Source organism: Streptomyces sp. NPDC085944 (assembly GCF_040686295.1).
GTDB lineage: Bacteria > Actinomycetota > Actinomycetes > Streptomycetales > Streptomycetaceae > Streptomyces > Streptomyces salinarius.
Genome location: NZ_JBFBJX010000016.1, coordinates 73,079 through 95,797, shown reverse-complemented (window position 1 = coordinate 95,797; position 22,719 = coordinate 73,079). Strand labels below are relative to the sequence as shown.

Genomic DNA, 22,719 nt, shown 5'->3' with positions numbered 1-22,719 from the left:
CGGGGCCGCACGTTTCCCCGGACGTTCCCGGGCGCATCATCAACGACAGGCCCCGCCCCCGAGGAGAGAAGATCCCGTGCCGGTACTGACGAGGCTCATCCCCTCGCCGCTCGTCGTGGACGTCCGGCCGGGCGCCCTGGCCGACCTGGCGAGCGTCCTCGCGGACCAGCGGATCTCGCAGTCCGGGACGCTGGCCGTGGCGATCAGCGACGGCTCGGGGGCGCGGCTGCGCAGAAGGCTGGAGCCGTCCCTGCCCGGCGCCGACTGGTTCGAGGTCGGCGGCGGCACGATCGACGACGCGGTGCGGCTGGCCGACGGGATGAAGTCGGGGCGCTACGACGCGGTGGTCGGCCTCGGCGGCGGCAAGGTCATCGACTGCGCCAAGTTCGCCGCGGCCCGGGTGGGCCTGCCCATGGTCGCGGTGGCCACCAACCTGTCCCACGACGGCATCTGCTCGCCGGTCTCCATCCTCGACAACGACGCGGGCCGCGGTTCGTACGGCGTGCCGACGCCCATCGCGCTCGTCGTGGACCTCGCGGTGATCCGGGAGGCGCCGATCCGGTTCGTGCGCTCCGGCATCGGCGACGCCGTCTCCAACGTCTCCGCCGTCGCCGACTGGGAGCTGGCCCACCGGGTGAACGGCGAGAAGGTCGACGGCCTCGCCGCCGCCCTCGCCCGGCAGGCCGGTGAGGCCGTGCTGCGCCATCCCGGCGGCTGCGGCGACGACGGGTTCCTGACCGTGCTGACCGAGGGCCTGGTGCTGTCCGGCATCGCCATGACCATCGCCGGGCACACCCGACCCTCGTCCGGGGCCTGCCACGAGATCAGCCACGCCCTCGACCTGCTGTACCCCGGGCGCGCGGCCAGCCACGGCGAGCAGGTGGGCATCGGCGCCGCCTTCGCGACGTATCTGCGCGGCGACCGGGAGGGCTCCCTGCTGATGGCGGACACGCTGCGCCGGCACGGGCTGCCGGTGACGGCCCGGGAGATCGGGTTCGGCGACGAGGAGTTCGTGCGGGCCGTGGGGTTCGCGCCGCAGACCCGGCCCGGCCGGTACACCATCCTGGAGCACCTCGACCTGTCGCCCGCGCGGGCGACGGAGGCGTACGCCGAGTACGTCGCGGCGGTCTCCGGCTGATCCCCGGCGGCCCTGGTGGCGGGCTCCGGGGGCCCGGTTTGACCCCTGTCGTGCGGCCCCGTAATCTTGACCGTCGGCGTGTCGACTGACGCGTCACATCCCCGTAAACCTCTTTCCTTCCGGGTGTGCCCTCGCGGGCTGTGGCCGGGAGAGGCCGTCCGTGTGTCACCGGGCGGCTGGACTGCGGGGGTGCCGTTCCGAGCGAGAGAGTGAGATCCGCGTGTACGCCATCGTGCGCAGCGGTGGTCGCCAGCACAAGGTTGCTGTCGGCGACATCGTTGAGGTTGACAAGATTTCCACCGCCCAGGTCGGCGACACGGTCGAGCTCTCGACCCTGCTCGTCGTCGACGGCGACGCTGTGACCAGCGACCCGTGGGTGCTGGCCGGCATCAAGGTCCAGGCCGAGGTCGTGGACCACCACAAGGGCCAGAAGATCGACATTCTGCGCTACAAGAACAAGACCGGCTACCGCCGTCGTCAGGGCCACCGCCAGCAGTACACGGCGATCAAGGTCACTGAGATCCCCGCGGCTGCGAAGTAAGGGACTGAGGAGACATGGCACACAAGAAGGGCGCATCGTCCACCCGGAACGGTCGCGACTCGAATGCCCAGCGGCTCGGCGTGAAGCGCTTCGGCGGTCAGGCCGTCAACGCGGGTGAGATCCTGGTCCGCCAGCGTGGCACCCACTTCCACCCGGGCGCCGGCGTCGGCCGTGGCGGCGACGACACGCTGTTCGCCCTGCAGGCCGGTGCGGTGCAGTTCGGCACCCACCGCGGCCGCAAGGTCGTGAACATCGTCCCGGTCGCCTGACCGGACACTTTCGCGAGGCGGGCCTCACTTCCCCGAGGGGAAGCGGGTCCGCCTTTCGCGTGTTGACCAAGAGACATTCCCGCAGTAGGCAGTAACTGGAGGCACATCCCATGACCACCTTCGTGGACCGCGTCGAACTGCACGTCGCCGCGGGTAACGGAGGCCACGGCTGTGCCTCCGTCCACCGTGAGAAGTTCAAGCCGCTCGGCGGCCCGGACGGCGGCAACGGCGGCCGGGGCGGCGACGTGATCCTCACCGTGGACCAGTCGGTGACCACGCTCCTCGACTACCACCACTCCCCGCACCGCAAGGCCACCAACGGCAAGCCCGGCGAGGGCGGCAACCGCTCCGGCAAGGACGGCCAGGACCTGGTCCTGCCCGTGCCCGACGGCACCGTCGTCCTCGACAAGGCGGGCAACGTGCTCGCCGACCTCGTCGGCCACGGCACCTCCTACGTCGCCGCACAGGGCGGCCGGGGCGGCCTCGGCAACGCGGCGCTGGCCTCCGCACGCCGCAAGGCCCCCGGCTTCGCGCTGCTCGGCGAGCCCGGCGACCTCCAGGACGTCCAGCTGGAGCTGAAGACCGTCGCCGACGTGGCGCTGGTCGGCTACCCGAGCGCCGGCAAGTCCTCGCTGATCTCCGTGCTGAGCGCGGCCAAGCCGAAGATCGCCGACTACCCCTTCACGACGCTCGTCCCGAACCTGGGCGTGGTGACGGCCGGCGAGACCGTCTACACCATCGCCGACGTCCCCGGTCTCATCCCGGGGGCCAGCCAGGGCAAGGGCCTCGGTCTGGAGTTCCTGCGGCACGTGGAGCGGTGCAGCGTGCTGGTGCACGTGCTGGACACGGCGACGCTGGAGTCCGAGCGCGACCCGCTGTCCGACCTGGACGTCATCGAGGCCGAACTGCGCGAGTACGGCGGCCTGGACAACCGGCCCCGGATCGTCGTCCTCAACAAGATCGACGTGCCCGACGGCAGGGACCTGGCCGAGATGGTCCGGCCGGACCTGGAGGCGCGCGGCTACCGGGTCTTCGAGGTGTCCGCGGTGGCCCACATGGGCCTCAGGGAGCTGTCCTTCGCGCTGGCGGAACTGGTCGCCAAGGCGCGTGCCGCCCGCCCGAAGGAGGAGGCGACGCGTATCGTCATCCGGCCCAAGGCCGTGGACGACGCGGGCTTCACCGTCACCCGTGAGGAGGACGGTCTGTTCCGGGTGCGCGGCGAGAAGCCCGAACGCTGGGTGCGCCAGACCGACTTCAACAACGACGAGGCCGTCGGCTACCTCGCCGACCGGCTCAACCGCCTCGGTGTCGAGGAGCGGTTGATGAAGGCGGGCGCCCGCAGCGGCGACGGCGTCGCCATCGGCCCCGAGGACAACGCGGTCGTCTTCGACTGGGAGCCCTCGATGTCGGCCGGGGCCGAGATGCTCGGCCGCCGCGGCGAGGACCACCGCTTCGAGGAGCCGCGTCCCGCCGCTCAGCGGCGCCGGGACCGGGAGGCCGAACGGGACGAGGTCCAGCAGGAGTTCGACGGCTTCGAGCCGTTCTGATCCCTCCGTGACAGCCCCGCGCGGCGCCGTCCGGCCGCAGGGGTGACGACGCGCACAGCCGCCCGTGGAACCTCTGTCCCGCGGGCGGCATCTTGCTGTGCACAGGGTTACACAGGTGTGTCGGGGTCGTGACCCGCCGCCGGGCAGCCGTGTGTAGTTTGTGAGGAGCATGTGGCCACACGTACGACCAGGGGCGGGGGACCGCTGGTGGCCAGCCGGTTCCGGGAGCAGAGGGAAGCCGAAAAGTGAAGATCGCATTTCTCGTTCGGGATCTGTGCCACATGGGGGGCGTGGTCAGCGCCACGCAGAACCTCGCCGGGGCCCTGGCCGAGCGGCACGACGTCGAGATCGTGGCGCTGCGCAAGGTCCGCGACGAGTCGTACTTCCCGCTGGACCCGCGGGTGAAGGTCCGGGCGCTCACCGACATGCGGCCGCACTCCCCGGTGTCCGACGTGGACAACCCGCTGTCGGACAAGTTCCCGCTGATCTACCCGCTCAACGTCGGTGCCAAGACGCCGGTGGTGAGCCGGCTCGCGGAGCTGCGGCTGCTGGAGTACCTCGACACCACCGACGCCGACGTCGTCGTCAGCTCCAGCCCGCGCAACACGATCATGCTGGCGCAGGCCCCCGGTGACTACCTGAAGGTCACCCAGGAGCACTCGATGCCCGCCATCTACGCCACGGACATCAAGCAGCGCCTCTTCCCGGCCTACCGGCACCTGGACGCCCTCACCGCGCTCACCCCGGAGGAGGTCGCGGCGCTCGCCCGGCAGGTGCCCGCGGTGCGCAACCGCCTGGCGGTGATGCCCAACTGCGTACCGGCGTCCACGATCCGCTCCAGCGGCACCAACAAGGTGATCGTCTCCGCCGGTCACCTCACCGACAACAAGAACCACGCCCTGCTCGTCGAGGCCTTCGCCAGGGTCCACGCCGAGGCACCGGAGTGGACCCTGCGCATCTACGGCCACGGCGCCGAGAAGAAGAAGCTGCGGGCCCGCATCGAGGAACTGGGACTGTCCAACAGCATCCTCCTCATGGGCCAGACCTCGCCGGTCACCCCGGAGTTCGGCAAGGCGTCGATCTTCGTCCTGCCCTCCAAGCGGGAGGCCTTCGGCAACGTCCTGGTCGAGGCGATGGCCGCCGGACTGCCCGTCGTCGCCACGGACGCCGACCACGGGCCGCGCAACGTCCTCACCGACGGCGAGGACGGGCTGATCGTCCCAGGCGGCGACGTGGCGGCGATGGCCGACGCGATCCGGCGCCTGGTCAAGGACGACGAACTGCGCCTGAAGATGGCCGCCGCCGGTATCCGCAACGCCGAGCGCTTCCACGAGCGGGCCAGCCGCGAGCGCTTCGAGGCCATCCTCAAGGAGGCCTTCGCCCGCAAGGAGCTGCCCCGCCACGCCACCGCCCGCGTCGACCGCGAGGGCTCGGTCCACGTCGCCGTGGGCACGCTGCCGCCGAGCGCCGGGCAGGCCGACCTCGTCGTGCGCAGGGGCGGTGCCGGTGCCGCGGAGCACCGCTTCCCCTTCTCCGCCGGGGGCGACGCCGTCGTGCCCTGGGACGCCGGGCTCGCACACGGCACCTGGGAGCTGGCCCTGGCCACCCGCGAGGGCGAACGCGAGGTGGCGCTCACCACCGACGGCTACGGCTGCGACACCCGGGACCTGCTCGCCGTACGGCTGCCGCGCACGCAAGGGCCGTCCCTGGCGCTGATGCTGCCGCACCGGCACGAGGACGGCGGGCTGCGGCTGCGCAGCGCGCTGCGCGAGGTGCACGCCGAGGTCGGCCCGGTCAAGGTGGACGAGCGGACCGTCGCCGTACGCGCCGAGCTGTGGGGCGCGCGGCCGACCGCGGGCGCCGTCGTCGAGGCCGTGCACCGGCGGGACAAGGAGCGGGTGCTGACCTTCCCGCTGCGCGACGAGGGCGACGGCTGGGTGGCCGTGGACGTCGACTGCGCCACCCTGGTGCGGGAGCACACCGACGAGGACGAGAAGGAAGTCATCTGGGACCTGTCGCTGCGCACCGCGCCCGACGCGCCCCGGGTGCCGCTGGCCAAGCTGGCGACCGACGTACTCCAGCCGATCAACGTGTTCACCTTCCCCCGCCCGGTGCTCAGCGAGACCGTGGCGGCGGGGCCGACCGTGCTGACCCGTGCCGTGCGCAAGTCCCGCCGGGCGCTGGGCCAGACGCCCGCTCCGCTGCCGCCCACCCGCCGGCGCACCGAGCTGCGGCCCTACTTCACGGCCGCGTGCCAGCTCTCGGTGAAGACCGTCCGGCTCTGAGCCGGCCGCACGCGAAAGGGGCGGGGCCCGGAGGATCACGATCCTCCGGGCCCCGCCCCTTTGCCTTGGCGGCAGCGGGTCAGCCCTCGCGGGCCTGCTCGATCATCCGGTCGACGACCCGCGCGGACGCGTTGCCGTCGTCCAGGTCGCAGAACAGGTGGTGGAAGCGGTCGAACCGCTCCTGGTACTCCGCCCGCACCTGGTCGATGTCCCGGATCGCGTCGACCAGCTCCTTGGAGTTGTCGATCAGCGGACCGGGCGAGTCCTGCTCGAAGTCGAAGTAGAACCCGCGCAGCGTGTCCCGGTAGTGCTCCAGGTCGTACGTGAAGAACAGCATCGGCCGCTTCAGGTGCGCGTAGTCGAACATCACCGACGAGTAGTCCGTGATCATGATGTCCGCCGCGATGTAGAGGTCGACGATGTCCGGGTACTCCGAGGCGTCCCACACGAAGCCGTTGCCCGCACCCGGCACCGCGTCCACCACGTTGGAGTGGCGGCGGATCAGCAGCACGTGGTCGTCGCCGAGGCGGCGCTGGGCGTCCTCGAGGTCGATGCGCAGGTCGAACAGGTACTGACCGGCGCTGTGCGACTGGTCGTCGCGCCAGGTCGGCGCGTACAGCACGACCTTCTTGCCCTCGGGCAGGCCGAGTGCCTTCCTCACCCGCGCCGTGATCGCGTCCCGGTCGGCGGTGTACAGGTAGTCGTTGCGGGGGTAGCCCGCCTCCTGGATCTCACCGTCGTAGGAGAACGCCCGCTTCAGGATCGGCGTGCTGAAGCGGTTGGAGGACACCAGCAGGCTCCACTGCTTGGCCTCCAGCGCCAGCTTCTCCTGGTAGCGCCGGTCGAAGTGCAGGGTGTCGATGTCGTGCCCGATCTTCTTCAGCATCGTGCCGTGCCAGGTCTGCACGATCGACTGCCCCGGGCGGCGCACGATCCAGTCGGGAAGGTGGCCGTTGGTGACGATGTAGCGGCTGGAGGCCAGCGCCTCGTACCACTCCGTGCCCCACATGCGAACCTTCTCGATCCCGTCCGGCAGGTTGACCTGGCCGTCACGGACCGCCCACAGGTGCTTCAGGTCCGAACCGCGCCGCACCAGCTCCTCGTACATCGCACGCGGGCTGTCCGAGAACTGCTTGCCGTTGTAGCTCAGGTAGAAGACCTGGTCCTTGAGCGGCTGCTGGAACAGCCGCTCGTACACCGTGCGGCGCAGCTCCCTCTGGCGGTACGGGCCACGCTCCAGGTCGCTCAGCTCGGAACGGGCGTTGAGCTGCGGGAAGTCGCCCCAGCGGTTCTCCAGCCAGTAGCGGCGGCCGTTCAGTTCGGCCTGGACCGGGAAGGAGTCCGAGGCCAGCCGGTCGGTCACGAAGGCGACGTCGGGCACGCCCTCCTCGTCGGGCCGCAGGAAGAGGTTCCAGCGGCCGGCCCGCAGCGGGACGTCGCCCGCGCCGCCGAGGCGGCTCGGGTCGAAGGACACCTCGAAGCGTCCGCCGTCCAGCCACCGGGTCTCGACGAAGCGCTCCTCGTAGCGGTTGCGCGGCTTGAGCAGGAAGCGGGAGCCGGACAGCCGCGGGTCGGCGTGGCCGGTCAGAGCGATCTTTCCGTCGCGCACCGCGGCCGAGTCGAGCACGGCGCGGCGGGTGCGCCCGGAGAACTTCAGGAACCCGGTGTGGCCCGCCACGACGGCCAGCTCCACCAGGTGCGACTGGGTGCCGAGGGACTCGGGCAGCGGGAACTCCGCGTCGGCCAGACCCTCTCGCATCACGGTGCCGAAGCGGCGCTCCTTGCCGTGGGCGTCGGTCGCGACCAGCACCGTGGACCAGGTCCGCTTCTCCGGCTGCGCCTTCTCGTCGACGCCCTCGTGGAAGATCAGCGCCACGTCGGCGACCGGCACCTCGACCGAGAAGGCCTGCTCGGCGCCCGAGCGCTCCACGGCGACCGGGTATTCGAAGGTCTCGGCGCCCTTCTGGTTCTTGACCCGCAGGACCACCTGCTCGTCCGCCGCGAGGGGCTCGCGGATCTCACCGGTGACCTTGATCCGGTCGCCCTCGAGGGTGCGGCCGGTGATCAGGGCGCGGACCTTCTCGATCCGCAGCTTCAGCGCCCCGCGCTCCACGGCGGGCAGCATCCGGAAGTCCGGGCTCAGCCAGTGGTACGGCGGGAAGTTGCAGGCCGCGCCGCCGCTGGAGTGGACCGCGTGACGCCGCACCAGACCGGAGGCGAAGATGCCGAGGCCCACGTGCCACACGGCCTCCTGCCACTCGCCGCCCTTGCGGAGCCTGGCGGGGTCGATGGTGACCTCCCAGCCGGCCCACTCGTAGTTGTAGCGGTCCTGGCCGGAGTCGGTGGTGACCTCGGGGCGGGGCAGGTTGCGGGCCGGCAGCAGGATGCGGCGGCGGGAGCGGTCCTTGCGCAGCTGGAGCACCTTGACCGAGGCCTTGCGCGTGGGCAGGTCGATCTTGTCGATCCAGGCGTTGCCGGACAGCACGAGCTTGCCGCCGGACCAGCTCACCTCCTGCAGCGGGGCGCGCATGTTCAGGTGCTGGTCGATACGGAGCGCGCCCTTGGGCAGGTGCAGATCCGCGCCCTCCAGGGAGGGGAACGAGGCGTACTTGCGGACCAGGCCGCTGACCTCGGGCGTCTCCTTGCGGCGCTGGCCGGCCAGCAGGGCGATCAGCTCCTCCATCTGGTGCTTGCGCACCAGCAGCCACTGCACGCGCAGCTCGGCCGGGAGGTCCATGACGACCTTGGGGTCGATGCTGTCGAGGAAGCGGTTGGCCGAACGCAGGAACTCCGCCCGGTACTCCGCGTCGCCGTCCGGCACCACGTTGAGGAAGAGCCGCAGGTCGTCGCGGAGGACACGGGTGTCGTACTCGCGCTTGAGGCGGGCGTAGGTCTCGCCGGGCTGGTCGGCGAGGAAGGCGCTGATCTCCATCACGGAGGTGACCCGGTCGCGCACACCCGCCGGGTCGGTGCGCCGCTGCGTGATCGACGGGGCGGACTCGCCCTCGCGCAGCCGCCAGTAGTAGCAGGGCTCCGAGATGACGTCGACGCTCTCGGCCAGGTAGTGGGCCCGCATGGTGACGGGGGTGTCCTCGTACAGCCGGCCCTCGGGGAACGCGAAGCCGTGCTTCTCCCAGAAGGTGCGCCGGAAGACCTTGTTGCAGGCGATGCGGTCGGCGACGAGCTTGGCGTAGCGGGATATGTGGGTGCCCAGCCGCGCCTCCCCGGCCAGCATCCGCATCAGCGGCACCTGCCAGGACTTCTCGCCCCTGAGGTGGTAGACGTTGCCGGTCGCGAAGTCCGAGCCGCTCTCGTCCAGGCTGCCGACCATCAGCCGGTAGGCGTCCGGCGGGATCAGGTCGTCGCTGTCGACGAAGGTCAGGAACTCCGACTCGGGCGCCAGGTGCGTCATGCCCGTGTTGCGGGCCGCGCCCAGGCCGCCGTTCTCCTTGCGTATCAGCTTGAAGCGCGAGTCGCGGGAGGCGTACTCCTCGGCGATGGCGGCGGAGCCGTCGGGCGAACCGTCGTCCACCATCAGGACCTCGAAGTCACGGAAGGTCTGTGCCGCGAGCGAGTCCAGACAGGCGGGGAGGTAACGCTCCACGTCGTAGATGGGGACGATGACACTGAGCCGAGGGGCCATGGCTTGGTGGTCTCCTTTCGGGGTCAGGCCCGCTCGACCAGTTCGAGCGCCTGGGCGGGGGTCGGGGCGTGGTGGCGTTCGTCGAACGGGACGATGGGCGGCAGGCTCTCTTCACCGAGGAAGACGCGTCGCACGACCCGTTCGGCTGCGTGTCCGTCGTCGAATTCGCAGAAACGCCGGCGGAAGGCGTCCCGCCGCTTCGCGGTCTCCGGGCTGTCGTACGCGCCGGAGGAAAGCAGCTTCAGCAGCTCCGCCTGCGTCGTGGCCACCGCGCCGGGCGGTTCCTGGAGCAGGTCGAAGTAGGTGCCGCGCACCGCCGAGTAGACGTCCCAGTCGGGGACGTAGCTGATGATCGGGCGGTCCAGCACGGCGTAGTCGAACATCGCCGAGGAGTAGTCCGTGATCAGCGCGTCGGCGGCGAGGTACAGCTCCTCCACCCGGGCGTGGCCGGAGACGTCGACGACGCGGCCGGTGCGGCGCAGCTCGTCGACGTGCGGGGAGTTGCCGTAGAAGTAGTGGCCGCGCACCAGCAGGGTCGCGTCGGGACCGAGTTCGCGGGCGAACCGGCCCAGGTCCAGGGGCGGGGTGAAGCCCGGCTGGTACTCGCGGTGCGTCGGCATGTACAGGAAGGCCTTGGCACCGTCGGCCAGGCCGAGCGCGGCGCGGGCCGCGCGCACCTCCTCGGCGCCGGCGTTGACCAGCACGTCGTTGCGCGGGTAGCCGGTCTCCAGCGTGGTGTACGAGCAGGGGTAGACCCGCTCCCAGACCACGGTCGAGAACTGGTTGGCGCTGATGCTGTAGTCCCAGCGGTCACACCGCTCCAGCAGCTTCTCGAAGTCCATGTCGGTGGAGGCCGGGTACTTCTGCTGGTCCAGGCCCATCGTCTTGAGCGGCGTGCCGTGATGGGTCTGCACGTGGATCTGGCCCGCGCGCTTGACCACGGAGTCCGCGAAGTTCACGTTGTTCACGAGGTACTTGGCGCGGGCCACGGCCGCCCAGTAGTCGCGCGAGCCCACGCGGACGACGTTCACACCCTTGGGCACCCGGCCCGCGTCGTCCGCGCGGACCGCCCAGACCCGGCGCATGTGCGGGGCCAGGCGGGCCAGTTCGGCGTCGATCGCGGCGGGGTTGCAGGAGACGCTGCGGTTCCAGTAGGCGGAGAACAGCACCAGGTTGTCGTCCAGCGGCAGCCTGAGCTGCGACTGGTAGAAGGCGCCCATGGCGCCGCGCTTGGAGCGGTTGAGCGCGGTGCGGGTGCCGGTCCTGACCCGCTGGCGCAGCTTCACCGCCGCCAGGGCGCTCATCATGGTCGCGTAGGCGTCGCGCTCCAGCATTCCGTACTTGTGGCCGCGGCCGCCGCCCGGGCGGGTGAAGCCCTTCGGCACCCGGGCGCGGTAGTCGGCCGAGGCCCGGTGGAAGAACTCGGCCCGCGCGTCCTGCGGCAGGCGGCCCGGCCGCTCCAGGACGGTCAGGTAGTGGTCGACCATCTTGCGGAACAACGGCGCACGCCACTGGGCGAGTTCCTCGTGCGCGTCGAGGTAGTCGAAGACCCGCTGGTACTGGTCGAAGACGTCGAAGTGCTTGCGGCTGACCGTCTTGAGGATGTTGCCGCCCTCGCGCCGCTGCCGGTAGTACACGCAGACCCGGTCCAGGACGGCGATCCGCTCGGTGCTGATCAGCGAGCAGAACGTCCAGGGGGCGTCCTCGTAGTAGCCGGGCGGGAAGGTGAGCCCGGTGCGGGTGACGAAGTCGCGGCGGTAGGCCTTGTTCCACACGATCTGGAGCAGGTCGAGCAGTTGGGGGCGCTCGGCGAGGGAGAAGGTGTCCGGGCCTTCTTCCCCGAGCAGGTCGGCCCGCAGGTTCGGGCGGACGCGGCCGTCCCAGTAGGTACGCGCGTAGTCGAAGATCAGGATCTCGGGATCGCCCGTGGCCTCGATCCGGTCCCGAATGGCCGACAACGCACCGTCCGACAACGTGTCGTCACTGTCCAGGAACAACACGTAATCGCCGGTGGCCTTTTCCAGCCCGGCGTTGCGTGCGCGACCCAGTCCCACGTTTTCCGTGAGGTGGATCACATGAATTCGGTCGTCGCGTTTCGCGTACTCGTCGAGAATGGCCCCTGACCCGTCGGGCGAGCAGTCGTCGACCGCGATGATCTCGAAGTCCGTGCAGTCCTGCCCGAGTATGGAATCAAGGCACTCGGGCAGATAGCCCTGCACCTTGTACACGGGGACAACGAGAGAGAGTTTGGGCATCCTTACAACCTGTTCCGAGAACTGACCACGGGACCGCGGGCTGGGACCGGAACGCGCTCCGGGCACTGCTCGGGCCTGGGGCGCGCCGCCGCATCAGCGTAAAGGATTCACGCGGAGTTTCCGCGGGCACGGTAGTCGGACACCCTGTGCCCCGCCGCAGCGGAAAATGGCCGCACCGGCCGCCCGAATGGGCCGCGTCGAAGCGGCCGGAGAACTTCCTCACATTCGACCCCCCTGACCTCTTTATAGGCTTGCGCCGCTTTTCACCCCATGTGTCCGATTCGATTTCCGCGGTCCGTGGGCGAGTCCTCACCCGGTGCGGATGGGCGGCGGACAGGGGAACGAGCTGGCTGGTCACGGGCGGAGCCGGGTGCGGCGGGGCGCACGGGGCCCGCGCTCGGGCCGGTACGGCGACGGTCCGGGCGGGACGGCACGCCTCGTCCTCGACGTGCCCACCGGCGGCACGGTCGTGCGCGGGGGAGTGCCGTCGGCGGCGGGGGACGGGCGGACCGCCCCGGCCGGAGGGCGTGTTTCGTGACCATGCTGTGACAGGAGCGGTGCCCGCCGAAGCGGGAGAGAGGGGGGCAGGGAGGCGCTACTGGACGCGGCCGTGCGGCTCCGGGGCCGCGGAGGGGGCGGACGGCCCGACCGGTTCGTGGCGCGGGCCGGGCACGGGGAGGTCCGCGGCGAGCCGCTCCGCCCTCCTGGCCCGGTGCCGCACCGCCGCGGCGCACAGCTCCCGCACCGCACCGGCGAAACGCTCCCGGGACGGCGGTTCGGCCGGGCCCAGCAGGCGCTGCGCCAACGCGGCGCGCTCCCCGGCGAGTTCGTCGAGCTCCGGATGCCGCACCGACGCCAGCAGCGCCGGCACCCCGGACGCGTCCGGCGCCAGCACGGTCGCCGCGGCCACCGTCGGGTACGACTTGCGGAACACGTCCTCGGCCAGCCCGCTGGTGTTGGCGACCGCGTACGGCTTGCCGCTCGCCAGGAAGTCGCTGACCACGCTCGACACGTCGCTGATCAGCAGGTCGGCCCGGTTGAAGCAGGCGTACAGCGGCGGGCGGACGTCCGTGACGACCTGGTGCTCCCACTCGGGCAGCGACGCCCAGTACGCCTCCTCCCACGCGGCCTCGGTCCGCCGTACGGCCGCCGCCCGCCCGGCCTCCGGCGCCGGCTGCCGCAGCATCCGCTCCGCCTGGTCCGCCGCCGACCGGAAACCGGCCGCGGCGAGTCGGTCCAGCTCCGCCGCCCGCCGGGCCAGGACACCGGCCGCGGAGGCGTCCGGGCGGGGCCCGCCCCGTCCCCGGTTCGCCGTCCGCACCAGCTCCCGGATGCGCAGATCGGCGGCGCGGGCCCGCGGATCCACGGAGCCCGTCAGGGGGTGCGGCTTGTACAGCAGCCGGACGTCCGGGTCCGCGAGCAGCGCCCGCACCAGGTTCTCCCCGGCCTCGATCACCGACGTGTTGCCGGGGTTGCCGTCCCAGCCCTCCCAGGTCGGCGCGTAGAGCACGGTCGTGAACGCCCCGGGCGCGGGCGGCCCCGCGTACGGCCGTACGGCGTCCAGCTGCGGGCGGCCGATCTCCACCACGTCCTTGTCCTCGACGCCGACCTCCGCCAGCGCGTACCGCTCGCGCGCTGCGGGGCCCGCCACCCACACCTCGTCGTACGCCTTCGCGTACGGGTTGCACGAGGACAGCTTGTCGCTCTCCCCGTGGTTCACGAAGGCGTGCTTGATGGTCGGGATGCGCAGGACCTGCGAGGTCTTGCCGGAGTTGGACGGGTGGAGCAGGACCCGGAGCGTCGAGTGCTCCAGGCGCATCAGCGTGGACACCTTCGGCAGGCACACCACCGGGATGTCCGTCGCCGCGATCCGCTGCACCATGTGCCGCTCCCGCAGCACGATCACCGGCCGCCCGTCCAGGCCGGCCAGCGGCTCCAGCCACATGTTCGCCTGGTACGCCGAGGAGGCCCCGCCCGAGAAGTAGAGGCCGACGGTGGGCCGGTACCGCGCCAGCCACGCGTCGAACCAGTCGAGCACCTCCTGCTCCCCGGCGGGCCGGCGGCCCGGCAGCAGCCGCAGCAGCAGCGCGCCCAGGCCGGTCAGCGCCAGCGCCAGGGACAGTGCGAGCCCGGCCGCCCCGTACTCCGGCGCGTCGGTCGCCGCCGTGGCCAGCAGTCCGGCCGTCGCGGGCAGCCCGAAGGCGGCCAGCCGGTGCCCGGGGCGGCGCAGCAGCGCCGGGGGCGCCGGGGTCAGCCGCAGCGCCGAGGCGTCGATGTTCCGGGTCACCACGGGCAGCGTGCGGGTGCGCCGGACCAGGACGGACACCGCCTGGATCGCCCAGTGCAGCGCGTAGAAGACGAGCAGCCCGGCGACGAGCGGGGCGTACACCCCCTCGCGGTGCTGCTCGCCGAGGCGCAGCAGGCCCACCACGAGCAGCAGGTCCCGCAGGACGTGGCGGACGGTGACATCGGCGTGCGACTTGGCGAACAACGACACCATGCCCCGCTGCCACCGGTACAGCGCCCCCTCGGCGGCCAGCGAGGCGGCGCTCGCGGCCAGCAGCAGCGGCACGTGCGGCAGCAGCGCGCCCAGGGCCTGCGCGGCGAAGGCGGCCGCCAGCACACCCAGGACCAGCAGCTTCACTGCGGCCCGCCGCCCGGGCAGGCGGAGGCGGGGACCACGGGGCCGCCCGGAGGACCGGAGCGGGCGGCGGAGACGGCGGCGGGGCAGGTGGGGCGGGGATAGGGGCACTGCGGTCGCTCCAGGCTCGTCGCGCATCGGACAACCGGGTTAACGCCCGGTGACCGCCCGACGACACGCGCGTGTTGACGCCGGGCCTTGACGGGCCGGGACGCCGCAGGCAGGAGCGGGGTCCGCACGCGCGGGCGAGAGGGGGTGTGCGGGTGTGGGCGCTGGCGGGGTCGTGGACGTGGCGCGGTACGCGCGCGGGTGCGGTGTGATGCGGGGGCGGGCGGGGTGTGGGGCGGGTCTGTATGGGTGAGCGAGGGGGCGTGTGAGGCGTGGACGCTGCCGGAAGCGGGGCCGTGGACGTGGCGCGGCACGCGCGCGGGTGCGGCGGGGTGCAGGGCTGGGGTGGGGTGCGGCGCGGTGCGAGGTCTGCATGGTGGGCGAGAGGGTGCGGGTGTGGACGCTGCCGGAAGCGCGGGTCGTGGACGTGGCGCGGCACGCGCGCGGGTGCGGTGGGACGGAGGGCGGCGCGAGGGTGTGGTGGGGATGCGGACCGGTGCGGGTGCGGCGGGTCCGGGCGGGGACGCGACGGGTCGGGTGCGGAGGTGGCAGGCGCGGTCGAGGCGGCTTCGTCGCCCCCTGTCCGCAGCGTGAACTCTGGTGCGGCGCGTGTTCGCCTTCGCGTAGATTGCCCGGCGAGCGCAGGGATCGGCGCGTGTCGACGGGAGAGGCGGACGGGCCGTGGCAGGGGCAAGGCCGGGGACAGGGCCGGGTGCGAGGCAGGCCGTGGGCGAGGCCCGCAGGATCGTCGTCAAGGTCGGGTCCTCCTCGCTGACCACCGCCGCGGGAGGCCTGGACGCGGACCGGGTCGACGCGCTCGTCGACGTGCTGGCCAAGGTGCGCGGGACGGACAAGGAGATCGTCCTCGTCTCCTCCGGCGCCATCGCCGCCGGCCTCGCCCCACTGGGCCTGCGCCGCCGCCCGCGCGACCTGGCCCGCCAGCAGGCCGCCGCCAGCGTCGGCCAGGGGCTGCTGGTCGCCCGCTACACCGCCTCCTTCGCCCGTTACGGCGTCCGCGTCGGCCAGGTGCTGCTGACCAGCGACGACATGAGCCGCCGCGCCCACCACCGCAACGCCTCCCGCACCCTGGACAAGCTGCTGGCGATGGGCGCCTTCCCGATCGTCAACGAGAACGACACCGTCGCCACCGACGAGATCCGCTTCGGCGACAACGACCGCCTCGCCGCCCTCGTCGCCCACCTGGTCCACGCCGACCTGCTGGTGCTGCTGTCCGACGTGGACGGCGTGTACGACGGCGACCCGAGCCGGCCGGGCACCTCGCGGCTGGCCGAGGTGCGGGACACGGCCGACCTCGCGGGCGTCGACATCGGCAGCGCGGGCAAGGCCGGCGTCGGCACCGGCGGCATGGTCACCAAGGTCGAGGCGGCCCGCGTCGCCGCCGCCGCCGGCATCCCCGTGGTGCTGACCAGCGCGGTCCACGCCGCCGACGCCCTGGTCGGCGGCGACACCGGCACGTACTTCCACGCCACCGGCCGCCGCTCCGCCGACCGGCTGCTGTGGCTGCAGCACGCCTCCGCCCCGCAGGGGGCGCTCGTCCTCGACGACGGCGCCGTGCGGGCGGTCGTCGAGGGCCGCAAGTCGCTGCTGCCGGCCGGCATCGCGGGCGTCGAGGGGGACTTCGCCGCGGGCGACCCCGTCGAGCTGCGGGACGGCGCCGGCCGGGCGGTGGCCCGGGGACTGGTCAACTTCGACGCCAAGGAGATGCCCCGGCTGGTCGGCCGCTCCACCCGGGAACTGGCGCGCGAACTCGGACCCGCGTACGAACGCGAGGTCGTACACAGGGACGATCTGGTGATCCTGCACCCGTAATGGGTCGAAACGTCCCCGAATCGACGGTGGACGTTCCGCAAAATCGCCCCGCGAGCCCGCGCGGCCTGCTCAACTTTCCTCAGGGACAAGCCCGGCCGACCACCGGGCCGAGCCGTGTGTGAAGGAGGCCGTCGTGAGCGGAGTACGCCCTGGGCCGCCGACGCCTCGCGGTGGTACCGCCTCCCGGGGCGGCACGGGCGCACACGGCGGCACCGGCGCACGCCCCGGCGGCGCCCGGAGCGCGAACCGGGCGCCCGGCGAGGAGCGGGCGCCTGCTGAGAAGCGTGCGCCCGGCGAGAAGCGTGCGCCTGCTGAGAAGCGTGCGCTCACCAGCGTCGCCGCCGGTGACCGGTTCCGCGGCGAGGAGCCCGAGGACACCCCGCGCCTGTGGCACGTCACCCTCAGCGTCTCCGGCGCCCGCGCCCCGCTCACCGAGGTGCGCCGGGCGCTCGAACAGCTCGCGCACGACCACCCCTTCCTGCTGACCAGCCGCTACGCCGACGACCACGCCGAGATCCGGTACTGGGAGGAGGCCCGCGACCTGCACGACGCCGCGGCCGTCGCCCTGCGCCTGTGGGGCGAGCACCGGCAGACCGCGGGGCTGCCGCCCTGGGAGATCGTCGGCTTGGAGGTCATCGACCGGGCCACCTACCACCAGCGCATCGCCGCCGGGTACGGGCCCGCGCCCGCGACCCCCGTCGGCGTGCACCCGTTTTGACCCCCTCTGGCGGCCTATCTCGCGGGATGGGACGGCAGGCGACCGCCCCGAACGCGCGCATTACCCTTCCCTCCATGACCACGCTCTCGCCGTACGACTCGATGTCACCCGTCACCCGGGCCGCCTACCGGGCCAAGTCCGCCGCGGCCGACCTCGCGCCGCTGCCGCGGGCCGCCAAGGACGACGCGCTGCTCGCCGTCGCGGACGCGCTCGAGGTCCGCACGAGCGAGATCGTCGAGGCCAACGCCCAGGACGTGGCCAAGGCCCGCGCCGCCGGGACCAGCGAGGCCATCATCGACCGGCTCACCCTCACCCCGGAGCGGATCCGCGCCATCGCCTCCGACGTCCGCGACGTCGTCGCGCTGCCCGACCCGGTCGGCCAGGTCGTGCGCGGCAACACCCTCCCCAACGGCATCGACCTGCGCCAGGTCCGGGTGCCGCTCGGCGTGGTCGGCATCATCTACGAGGGCCGGCCCAACGTCACCGTCGACGCCGCCGCCCTCTGCCTGAAGTCCGGCAACGCGGTACTGCTGCGCGGTTCCTCCTCCGCCTACCAGTCCAACACCGCCCTGGTCCGGGTGGTCCGCGACGCCGTGGGCGGGGCCGGGCTGCCCGCCGACGCCGTGCAGCTGGTGCCCGGCGAGAGCCGCGACAGCGTGCGCGAGCTGATGCGGGCCCGCGGCCTGGTCGACGTGCTCATCCCGCGCGGCGGAGCCTCGCTGATCAGCACCGTCGTCCAGGAGTCCACCGTCCCCGTCATCGAGACCGGCACCGGCAACTGCCACGTCTACGTCGACGCGCAGGCCGACCTCGACATGGCCGTCGACATCCTGATCAACTCCAAGGCCCAGCGCGTCAGCGTCTGCAACGCCGCCGAGACTCTCCTGGTCCATCAGGACGTCGCCGCCGACTTCCTGCCCCGCGCGCTGGACGCCCTCGCCGAGGCCGGGGTCACCGTGCACGCCGACGAGCGCGTGATGGCGTACGCGAAGGACTCCAGGGCGACCGTCGTCGAGGCGACTCCCGAGGACTGGGAGACCGAGTACCTGTCGTACGACATCGCCGCGGCCGTCGTCGACTCCCTGGACCGCGCCGTCGAGCACATCCGGCTGTGGACCTCCGGGCACACCGAGGCCATCGTCACCACCTCGCAGCAGGCCGCCCGGCGCTTCACCCAACTGGTCGACTCCACCACCGTCGCGGTGAACGCCTCCACCCGCTTCACCGACGGCGGCCAGTTCGGCTTCGGCGCCGAGATCGGCATCTCCACACAGAAGTTGCACGCCAGGGGCCCGATGGGGCTGCCGGAGCTGACCAGCACCAAGTACATCGTCACCGGCGACGGACACGTCCGCCGCTGACCGCCGGACGGCGGGGACACCGTTCGGTGCGTCTCACCCACCGGGAGAATTCCCCCGCCGTCTGCCCAAAACGACCCCCCAGGTCTAGGCTGGACCCGTGCCGGAGGACGTGGGGGGCACGCCGTTCCCGGACGGCAGGGAGCCCGACGACGACCACGACCGCGGGGTGTCGGACGAAGAGTTCGCCTCCGTGGTCTTCGACGAGGCCTTCGTACAGGCGGCCGCGGTGCACGAGCCGACCGCCGTCGAACGCCTCCTGGCCGCCGCGGAGGCCAGAGCCGAGGCCACCGAGGCCGAGGCGGCCCGCCGCGGCCGCAGCAGAGCCGAGCGCTACGACGACGGGTACGGCGATTTCGGCCATGATCCCGACCTCGACGACCCGGACGACGACCGCGACCCCCTCGACCGCCCCTACGGCGCTCCGGCGGCCTACGGCAAGCAGGTCCGCTGGCACCGCCCCGTCGCCTGGCTGCTCGCCCTCGCGATGGGCATCGGCATGGTCGCGCTGGCCTTCGTGGCCGTCTACCGGGGCGCCTCCTCGGGCGGCGGCCCGCAACAGGTGCCGCCGCCCGCCTCCACCGGCCCCGAACAGGGCGGCACCGTGACGCCCTCGGCCTCCGCCGACTACTCCCGGCCGGCCGTCTCCGTACTTCCGCGCAGCCCCTGACCTGCCCGCCTACGGCCGCCAAGCTGTCCCAACTTGACCTGCACCGGCGCGTTTACGCGACCTTCCCGAGACCCACTCTGAAGGTATGGCAGGGCTTGGCGGTCCGCCCGGAGGGACGCCCGAGGGCGGCCCCGGAGGCGGAGAGGACGAATACCGATCCGTCGTCTTCGACGAATCGTTCGTGCGCGCTGCCCGGCTCCAGGAGTTCTCCGCCCAGGAGCGCATCACCGACCACGCGCCCGCCGTACGCCGTCGCCCGCCGCTGCGCCGGGCCGGACTGTCCCGGCAGGCGCTGATCCTCGTCGTCCTGATCGCCGTCGCCTTCGGCACCGCCATCTACATGGGCGTACGGCACCCGTACCAGAGCTCCGCCGGAGGGCGGGCCGTCGAACCGGTGCGGATGACCGTCGTCCCGCTCGCCCCGCGGGAGAGGGTGCCCGGCGCCGACGACGCCGCGGTGCTGTTCGCGCACAGCCCCGCCGCGCACTTCAGGACCGCCGCCGAGGGCGTCCCGCTGCCGGGGGCCCGGCGCACGGCGCACTTCTCCGAGGACCAGGTGGTGAACGCGCTCACCACCGCCAAGAACTACATCGTCCGCTCGGCGCTCGACCCGGACGTGCTCGGCGGCGGCCAGGTCCGCTCGGTGCGGGTGCTGCTGGACCCGGACCAGCTCCGGCAGTTCGACGAGAGCATCACGAGTCCCGCCGCGGACGGCCGGCACGCGCCCACCGGATGGCTGATCCGCTTCGACCCCGCCCACGCCGAGCTGGCCGACCCCGAGATCCGGGTGGACGGCAGCCTGCGGGTCGTGGAGAGCGACGCGTCGACTCTGGACGTCACCGCCGACCACACCATGGTGTACGCGCTGCGGCCCGCCGGTGACGCCCGGGCCGAGGAGTCGCTGTTCACCGTCCGGCGCGAGCTGCACTTCCGCTTCGACCGCGACGACCTGCGCCTCCACCAGACCCGGCTCGTCGCCTCCTACGTCCAGGCCGGGCCGCTGTCCTGCGCCGACGACTCGGCGAACCACCTCCGCCCGCTGCTCGCCGGCCAGCAGGCCGGGGTCGGCGCCCCGCGCGGCACCGATCCGTTCACCTCGGACGACGCCCCCGCCCTGTGCGGCACCCTCGCCGAGGGCGCCCAGCCGAAGGGGTGAGCGGGGCGGGGCGTCAGGCGCCGTCCCGCGGCGACCGGGGACCCTCGCCGTCGGACCCGGTACCGCCCTCGGGTCCCTCGGACCCTTCGGGTCCCTGCGCCGGGCCGCCGCCGTCCTCGGGCGGCCGCGGCTGGGAGCCCCCGAAGCCGCCGAAGCCGCGCCGCATCCGGTCGCCGAGGTCGCCGGCGCCGCCCGCGATGTCGTTGACCAGCTTCATCAGCGGGTCCTTGGAATTGCGCACGTGCGTGGCGTAGTGGGACGCCGACTCCCGGAAGGAGTCCCGCACCGAGGCGTCCTTGTCCTCGTCGCGCCGCGCGTAGTGGCCGTCCATGGTCCGCTGGTACTCCCGGGAGGCCGCCCACTTCTTCAGCTCGGCGGCCCGGACCGTGGTGAACGGGTGCGAGCGGGGCAGCACGTTGAGGATCTTCAGCACGGAGTCGCGCAGGTCGCCGCCGGCCTCGTACTCGTCGGCCTGCTCCAGGAACGCGTCCACGTTCATCTCGTGCAGATGGTTGCCGCCCGCGATCTTCATCAGGCCCCGCATGGAGGCCTGCAGGTCCTGGCCCACCAGCAGTCCCGCGCGGTCGGCGGACAACTCCGACTTGCGGAACCACTCGCGCAGCGCGGTCACGATCGTCATGATCGCCACGTTGCCCAGCGGGATCCAGGCGACCCGGACGGCCAGCGAGGTCAGGAAGAGCAGTATCGTCCGGTAGACCGCGTGCCCGGACAGGGCGTGCCCGACCTCGTGACCGACGACCGCCCGCATCTCCTCCTGGTCGAGGAGCTCCACCAGGCCCGTGGTGACGACGATGATCGGCTCGTCCAGGCCGATGCACATCGCGTTCGGAGCCGGGTCCTGCTTGACGTACATCGCGGGGACCTTCTCCAGGTCCAGGATGTAGCAGGCGTCGCGCAGCATGACGTTCAGATGGGCGAACTGCCGGTCCGAGACGCGCACCGAGTCGGACAGGAACAGCAGCCTCAGACTCCGCTCGGGCAGCAGGCCGCTGAGCGCCTTGAAGACCGTGTCGAAGCCGCTCAGCTTGCGCAGCGCCACCAGCGCGCTGCGGTCGGCCGGATGCTCGTAGGCGCGCGAGGAGATCCCGGGGAAGCGCCTGCGCTGCCTGCTCGGCATCTTCTCGTGCCCGTTGTCGTGGCCGTCGGACATCTCTTCCCCCATGCACGTGTGAGACCTGTACGCAGGTCTGGCCTTTACGAACCCTTGTGCGGGCCTTTGCGCCCCCGGAGCCGGGCCCAGCCTAGGCGGAGATACCGTGGACGGGCAGTACGTCGAAGGAGTCCACACCATGCAGCACATCCCCCACGCCGACTGGCTCGCCGGGGCCGCGACCGCCGCCGAGCAGCAGGGGCCGGGGAATCTGCTCCGGATCGTCCTGATCGTGATGGTGGTGGGCTGTGCGCTGACCGCGTGGTTCCTGCTGCGGGGGTACAGGCAGAAGGACGACTGAGAAGATCCGAAGGTTCCCCCGGACCCGTCACGGCCGGTCGTCGCCCCGTCCCCAACGGCGGAGTCGGCGTGATCGCCCGCGGGACGCCCGCATACGATGAGCGGACGTCCAGTCCCGCCCACACCGGATAGGTCCTGCCGACAATGAGCCTTCCCCTCAGTGCCGCCCAGTTCGTCACCCTCGCCGCAGAGGGCGGCGAGGAGCACGGCGGCAATCACGAGAGCCTCAGCCCCTACGTCACCGGCTTCGGTGCGCTCATCATCCTGCTGCTCCTGCTGTGGATCACCACCCGGTTCAACCGCGACCGCTGAGCACGCGGCCGAGTGGGCGCGACCGGTTCGTTCCGGACGGGCCGGTAGGGTCTGCTCGCATGGGAGAGCACGACACGCCTACCGGCCCGGCGCACGCGCCGGCGCGCGGCACGCAGAACGCGGTGCCCGCCCGCGCCACCGGCCCGGTCAGGGGTCCGGGCGACGGACCGCCGCCGGGCAAGCGACGCCTGGGCGTCATGGGCGGGACCTTCGACCCGATCCACCACGGCCACCTGGTGGCCGCCAGTGAGGTCGCGGCGCAGTTCCAGCTCGACGAGGTGGTGTTCGTGCCGACCGGGCAGCCGTGGCAGAAGAGCCACCGCGAGGTCTCGGCGGCCGAGGACCGCTATCTCATGACGGTCGTAGCAACCGTCGAGAACCCGCAGTTCTCCGTCAGCCGCATCGACATCGACCGCGGGGGCCCCACCTACACCGTCGACACCCTGCGCGACCTGCGCGCCCTCAACCCGGACGCGGACCTGTTCTTCATCACCGGGGCCGACGCCCTCGCCCAGATCCTCACCTGGCGCGACAGCGAGGAGCTGTTCTCCCTCGCCCACTTCATCGGCGTCACCCGGCCGGGACACACCCTCACGGACGCCGGACTGCCCAAGGGCGGTGTCTCGCTCGTCGAGGTCCCCGCCCTCGCCATCTCCTCCACGGACTGCCGCGCGCGAGTCGCCCAGGGCGATCCCGTCTGGTATCTGGTGCCGGACGGAGTCGTGCGCTATATCGACAAACGCCACCTGTACCGCGGCGAGTGAGCCGAGAGGGGCC

General features: G+C 72.3%; 17 protein-coding genes. 13 read left to right on the top strand and 4 right to left on the bottom strand.

The window, feature by feature from the left end:
• Nucleotides 1-76: 76 nt before the first annotated feature.
• From AB0P07_RS28275 to AB0P07_RS28255, 5 genes are all read left to right on the top strand, one after another.
• Nucleotides 77-1,138, top strand: coding sequence for an iron-containing alcohol dehydrogenase family protein (locus AB0P07_RS28275; RefSeq protein WP_365555473.1), 1,062 nt, complete (start codon nucleotides 77-79; stop codon nucleotides 1,136-1,138).
• Nucleotides 1,139-1,358: 220 nt separating this feature from the next.
• Nucleotides 1,359-1,679 (top strand): 50S ribosomal protein L21, encoded by a 321-nt coding sequence (gene rplU, locus AB0P07_RS28270; protein WP_007449531.1) that lies wholly within the window; start codon nucleotides 1,359-1,361, stop codon nucleotides 1,677-1,679.
• 14 nt (nucleotides 1,680-1,693) lie between these two features.
• The gene (gene rpmA, locus AB0P07_RS28265; protein ID WP_003976205.1) at nucleotides 1,694-1,948 is read left to right on the top strand and encodes a 50S ribosomal protein L27; all 255 of its coding nucleotides are present in this window, start codon (nucleotides 1,694-1,696) and stop codon (nucleotides 1,946-1,948) included.
• 110 nt (nucleotides 1,949-2,058) lie between these two features.
• The gene (gene obgE, locus AB0P07_RS28260) at nucleotides 2,059-3,495 is read left to right on the top strand and encodes a GTPase ObgE (protein ID WP_365555471.1); all 1,437 of its coding nucleotides are present in this window, start codon (nucleotides 2,059-2,061) and stop codon (nucleotides 3,493-3,495) included.
• 245 nt (nucleotides 3,496-3,740) lie between these two features.
• Nucleotides 3,741-5,780 (top strand): glycosyltransferase family 4 protein, encoded by a 2,040-nt coding sequence (locus AB0P07_RS28255; RefSeq protein WP_365555469.1) that lies wholly within the window; start codon nucleotides 3,741-3,743, stop codon nucleotides 5,778-5,780.
• 79 nt (nucleotides 5,781-5,859) lie between these two features.
• On the opposite strand, the gene AB0P07_RS28250 is transcribed toward AB0P07_RS28255, so the two are convergent.
• From AB0P07_RS28250 to AB0P07_RS28240, 3 genes are all read right to left on the bottom strand, one after another.
• The gene (locus AB0P07_RS28250) at nucleotides 5,860-9,423 is read right to left on the bottom strand and encodes a CDP-glycerol glycerophosphotransferase family protein (RefSeq protein WP_365555467.1); all 3,564 of its coding nucleotides are present in this window, start codon (nucleotides 9,421-9,423) and stop codon (nucleotides 5,860-5,862) included.
• A gap of 23 nt (nucleotides 9,424-9,446) precedes the next feature.
• Nucleotides 9,447-11,678, bottom strand: coding sequence for a bifunctional glycosyltransferase family 2 protein/CDP-glycerol:glycerophosphate glycerophosphotransferase (locus AB0P07_RS28245; RefSeq protein ID WP_365555465.1), 2,232 nt, complete (start codon nucleotides 11,676-11,678; stop codon nucleotides 9,447-9,449).
• 595 nt (nucleotides 11,679-12,273) lie between these two features.
• Nucleotides 12,274-14,457 carry a hypothetical protein gene (locus AB0P07_RS28240; RefSeq protein ID WP_365555463.1) on the bottom strand — a complete coding sequence of 728 codons (2,184 nt, stop codon included), beginning with the start codon at nucleotides 14,455-14,457 and terminating at the stop codon, nucleotides 12,274-12,276.
• A gap of 696 nt (nucleotides 14,458-15,153) precedes the next feature.
• Between AB0P07_RS28240 and proB the strand changes: the two genes are divergently transcribed.
• The 5 genes from proB to AB0P07_RS28215 all read left to right on the top strand — a co-directional run bounded on the left by proB (nucleotide 15,154) and on the right by AB0P07_RS28215 (nucleotide 20,159).
• Nucleotides 15,154-16,257 (top strand): glutamate 5-kinase, encoded by a 1,104-nt coding sequence (proB, locus tag AB0P07_RS28235; protein ID WP_365555461.1) that lies wholly within the window; start codon nucleotides 15,154-15,156, stop codon nucleotides 16,255-16,257.
• Between the two features lie 133 nt (nucleotides 16,258-16,390).
• A complete protein-coding gene (locus AB0P07_RS28230) occupies nucleotides 16,391-16,975 on the top strand; it encodes a hypothetical protein (RefSeq protein ID WP_365555459.1) in 585 nt (194 codons plus the stop codon).
• A 74-nt stretch (nucleotides 16,976-17,049) separates the two neighbouring features.
• Nucleotides 17,050-18,336 carry a glutamate-5-semialdehyde dehydrogenase gene (locus tag AB0P07_RS28225; protein ID WP_165287974.1) on the top strand — a complete coding sequence of 429 codons (1,287 nt, stop codon included), beginning with the start codon at nucleotides 17,050-17,052 and terminating at the stop codon, nucleotides 18,334-18,336.
• Nucleotides 18,337-18,433: 97 nt separating this feature from the next.
• Nucleotides 18,434-19,003: a hypothetical protein gene (locus tag AB0P07_RS28220; protein WP_165287975.1), complete on the top strand. Its 570-nt coding sequence runs from the start codon at nucleotides 18,434-18,436 to the stop codon at nucleotides 19,001-19,003.
• A gap of 85 nt (nucleotides 19,004-19,088) precedes the next feature.
• Entirely contained in the window at nucleotides 19,089-20,159 is a 1,071-nt protein-coding gene (locus AB0P07_RS28215; protein WP_365555457.1) for a hypothetical protein, read from the top strand.
• Between the two features lie 13 nt (nucleotides 20,160-20,172).
• Here AB0P07_RS28215 and AB0P07_RS28210 read toward each other — a convergent pair whose 3' ends face one another.
• Entirely contained in the window at nucleotides 20,173-21,330 is a 1,158-nt protein-coding gene (locus tag AB0P07_RS28210) for a M48 family metalloprotease (protein ID WP_365555593.1), read from the bottom strand.
• Between the two features lie 139 nt (nucleotides 21,331-21,469).
• On the opposite strand from AB0P07_RS28210, the gene AB0P07_RS28205 reads away from it, so the two are divergent.
• From AB0P07_RS28205 to nadD, 3 genes are all read left to right on the top strand, one after another.
• Nucleotides 21,470-21,631 carry a hypothetical protein gene (locus AB0P07_RS28205; RefSeq protein WP_365555455.1) on the top strand — a complete coding sequence of 54 codons (162 nt, stop codon included), beginning with the start codon at nucleotides 21,470-21,472 and terminating at the stop codon, nucleotides 21,629-21,631.
• Nucleotides 21,632-21,774: 143 nt separating this feature from the next.
• Nucleotides 21,775-21,942, top strand: a complete 168-nt coding sequence (locus tag AB0P07_RS28200) for a hypothetical protein (protein ID WP_102928644.1) — start codon at nucleotides 21,775-21,777, stop codon at nucleotides 21,940-21,942.
• A 59-nt stretch (nucleotides 21,943-22,001) separates the two neighbouring features.
• On the top strand, nucleotides 22,002-22,706 hold the full coding sequence (gene nadD, locus AB0P07_RS28195) for a nicotinate-nucleotide adenylyltransferase (RefSeq protein WP_365555454.1): 705 nt from the start codon (nucleotides 22,002-22,004) through the stop codon (nucleotides 22,704-22,706).
• Nucleotides 22,707-22,719: the final 13 nt, after the last annotated feature.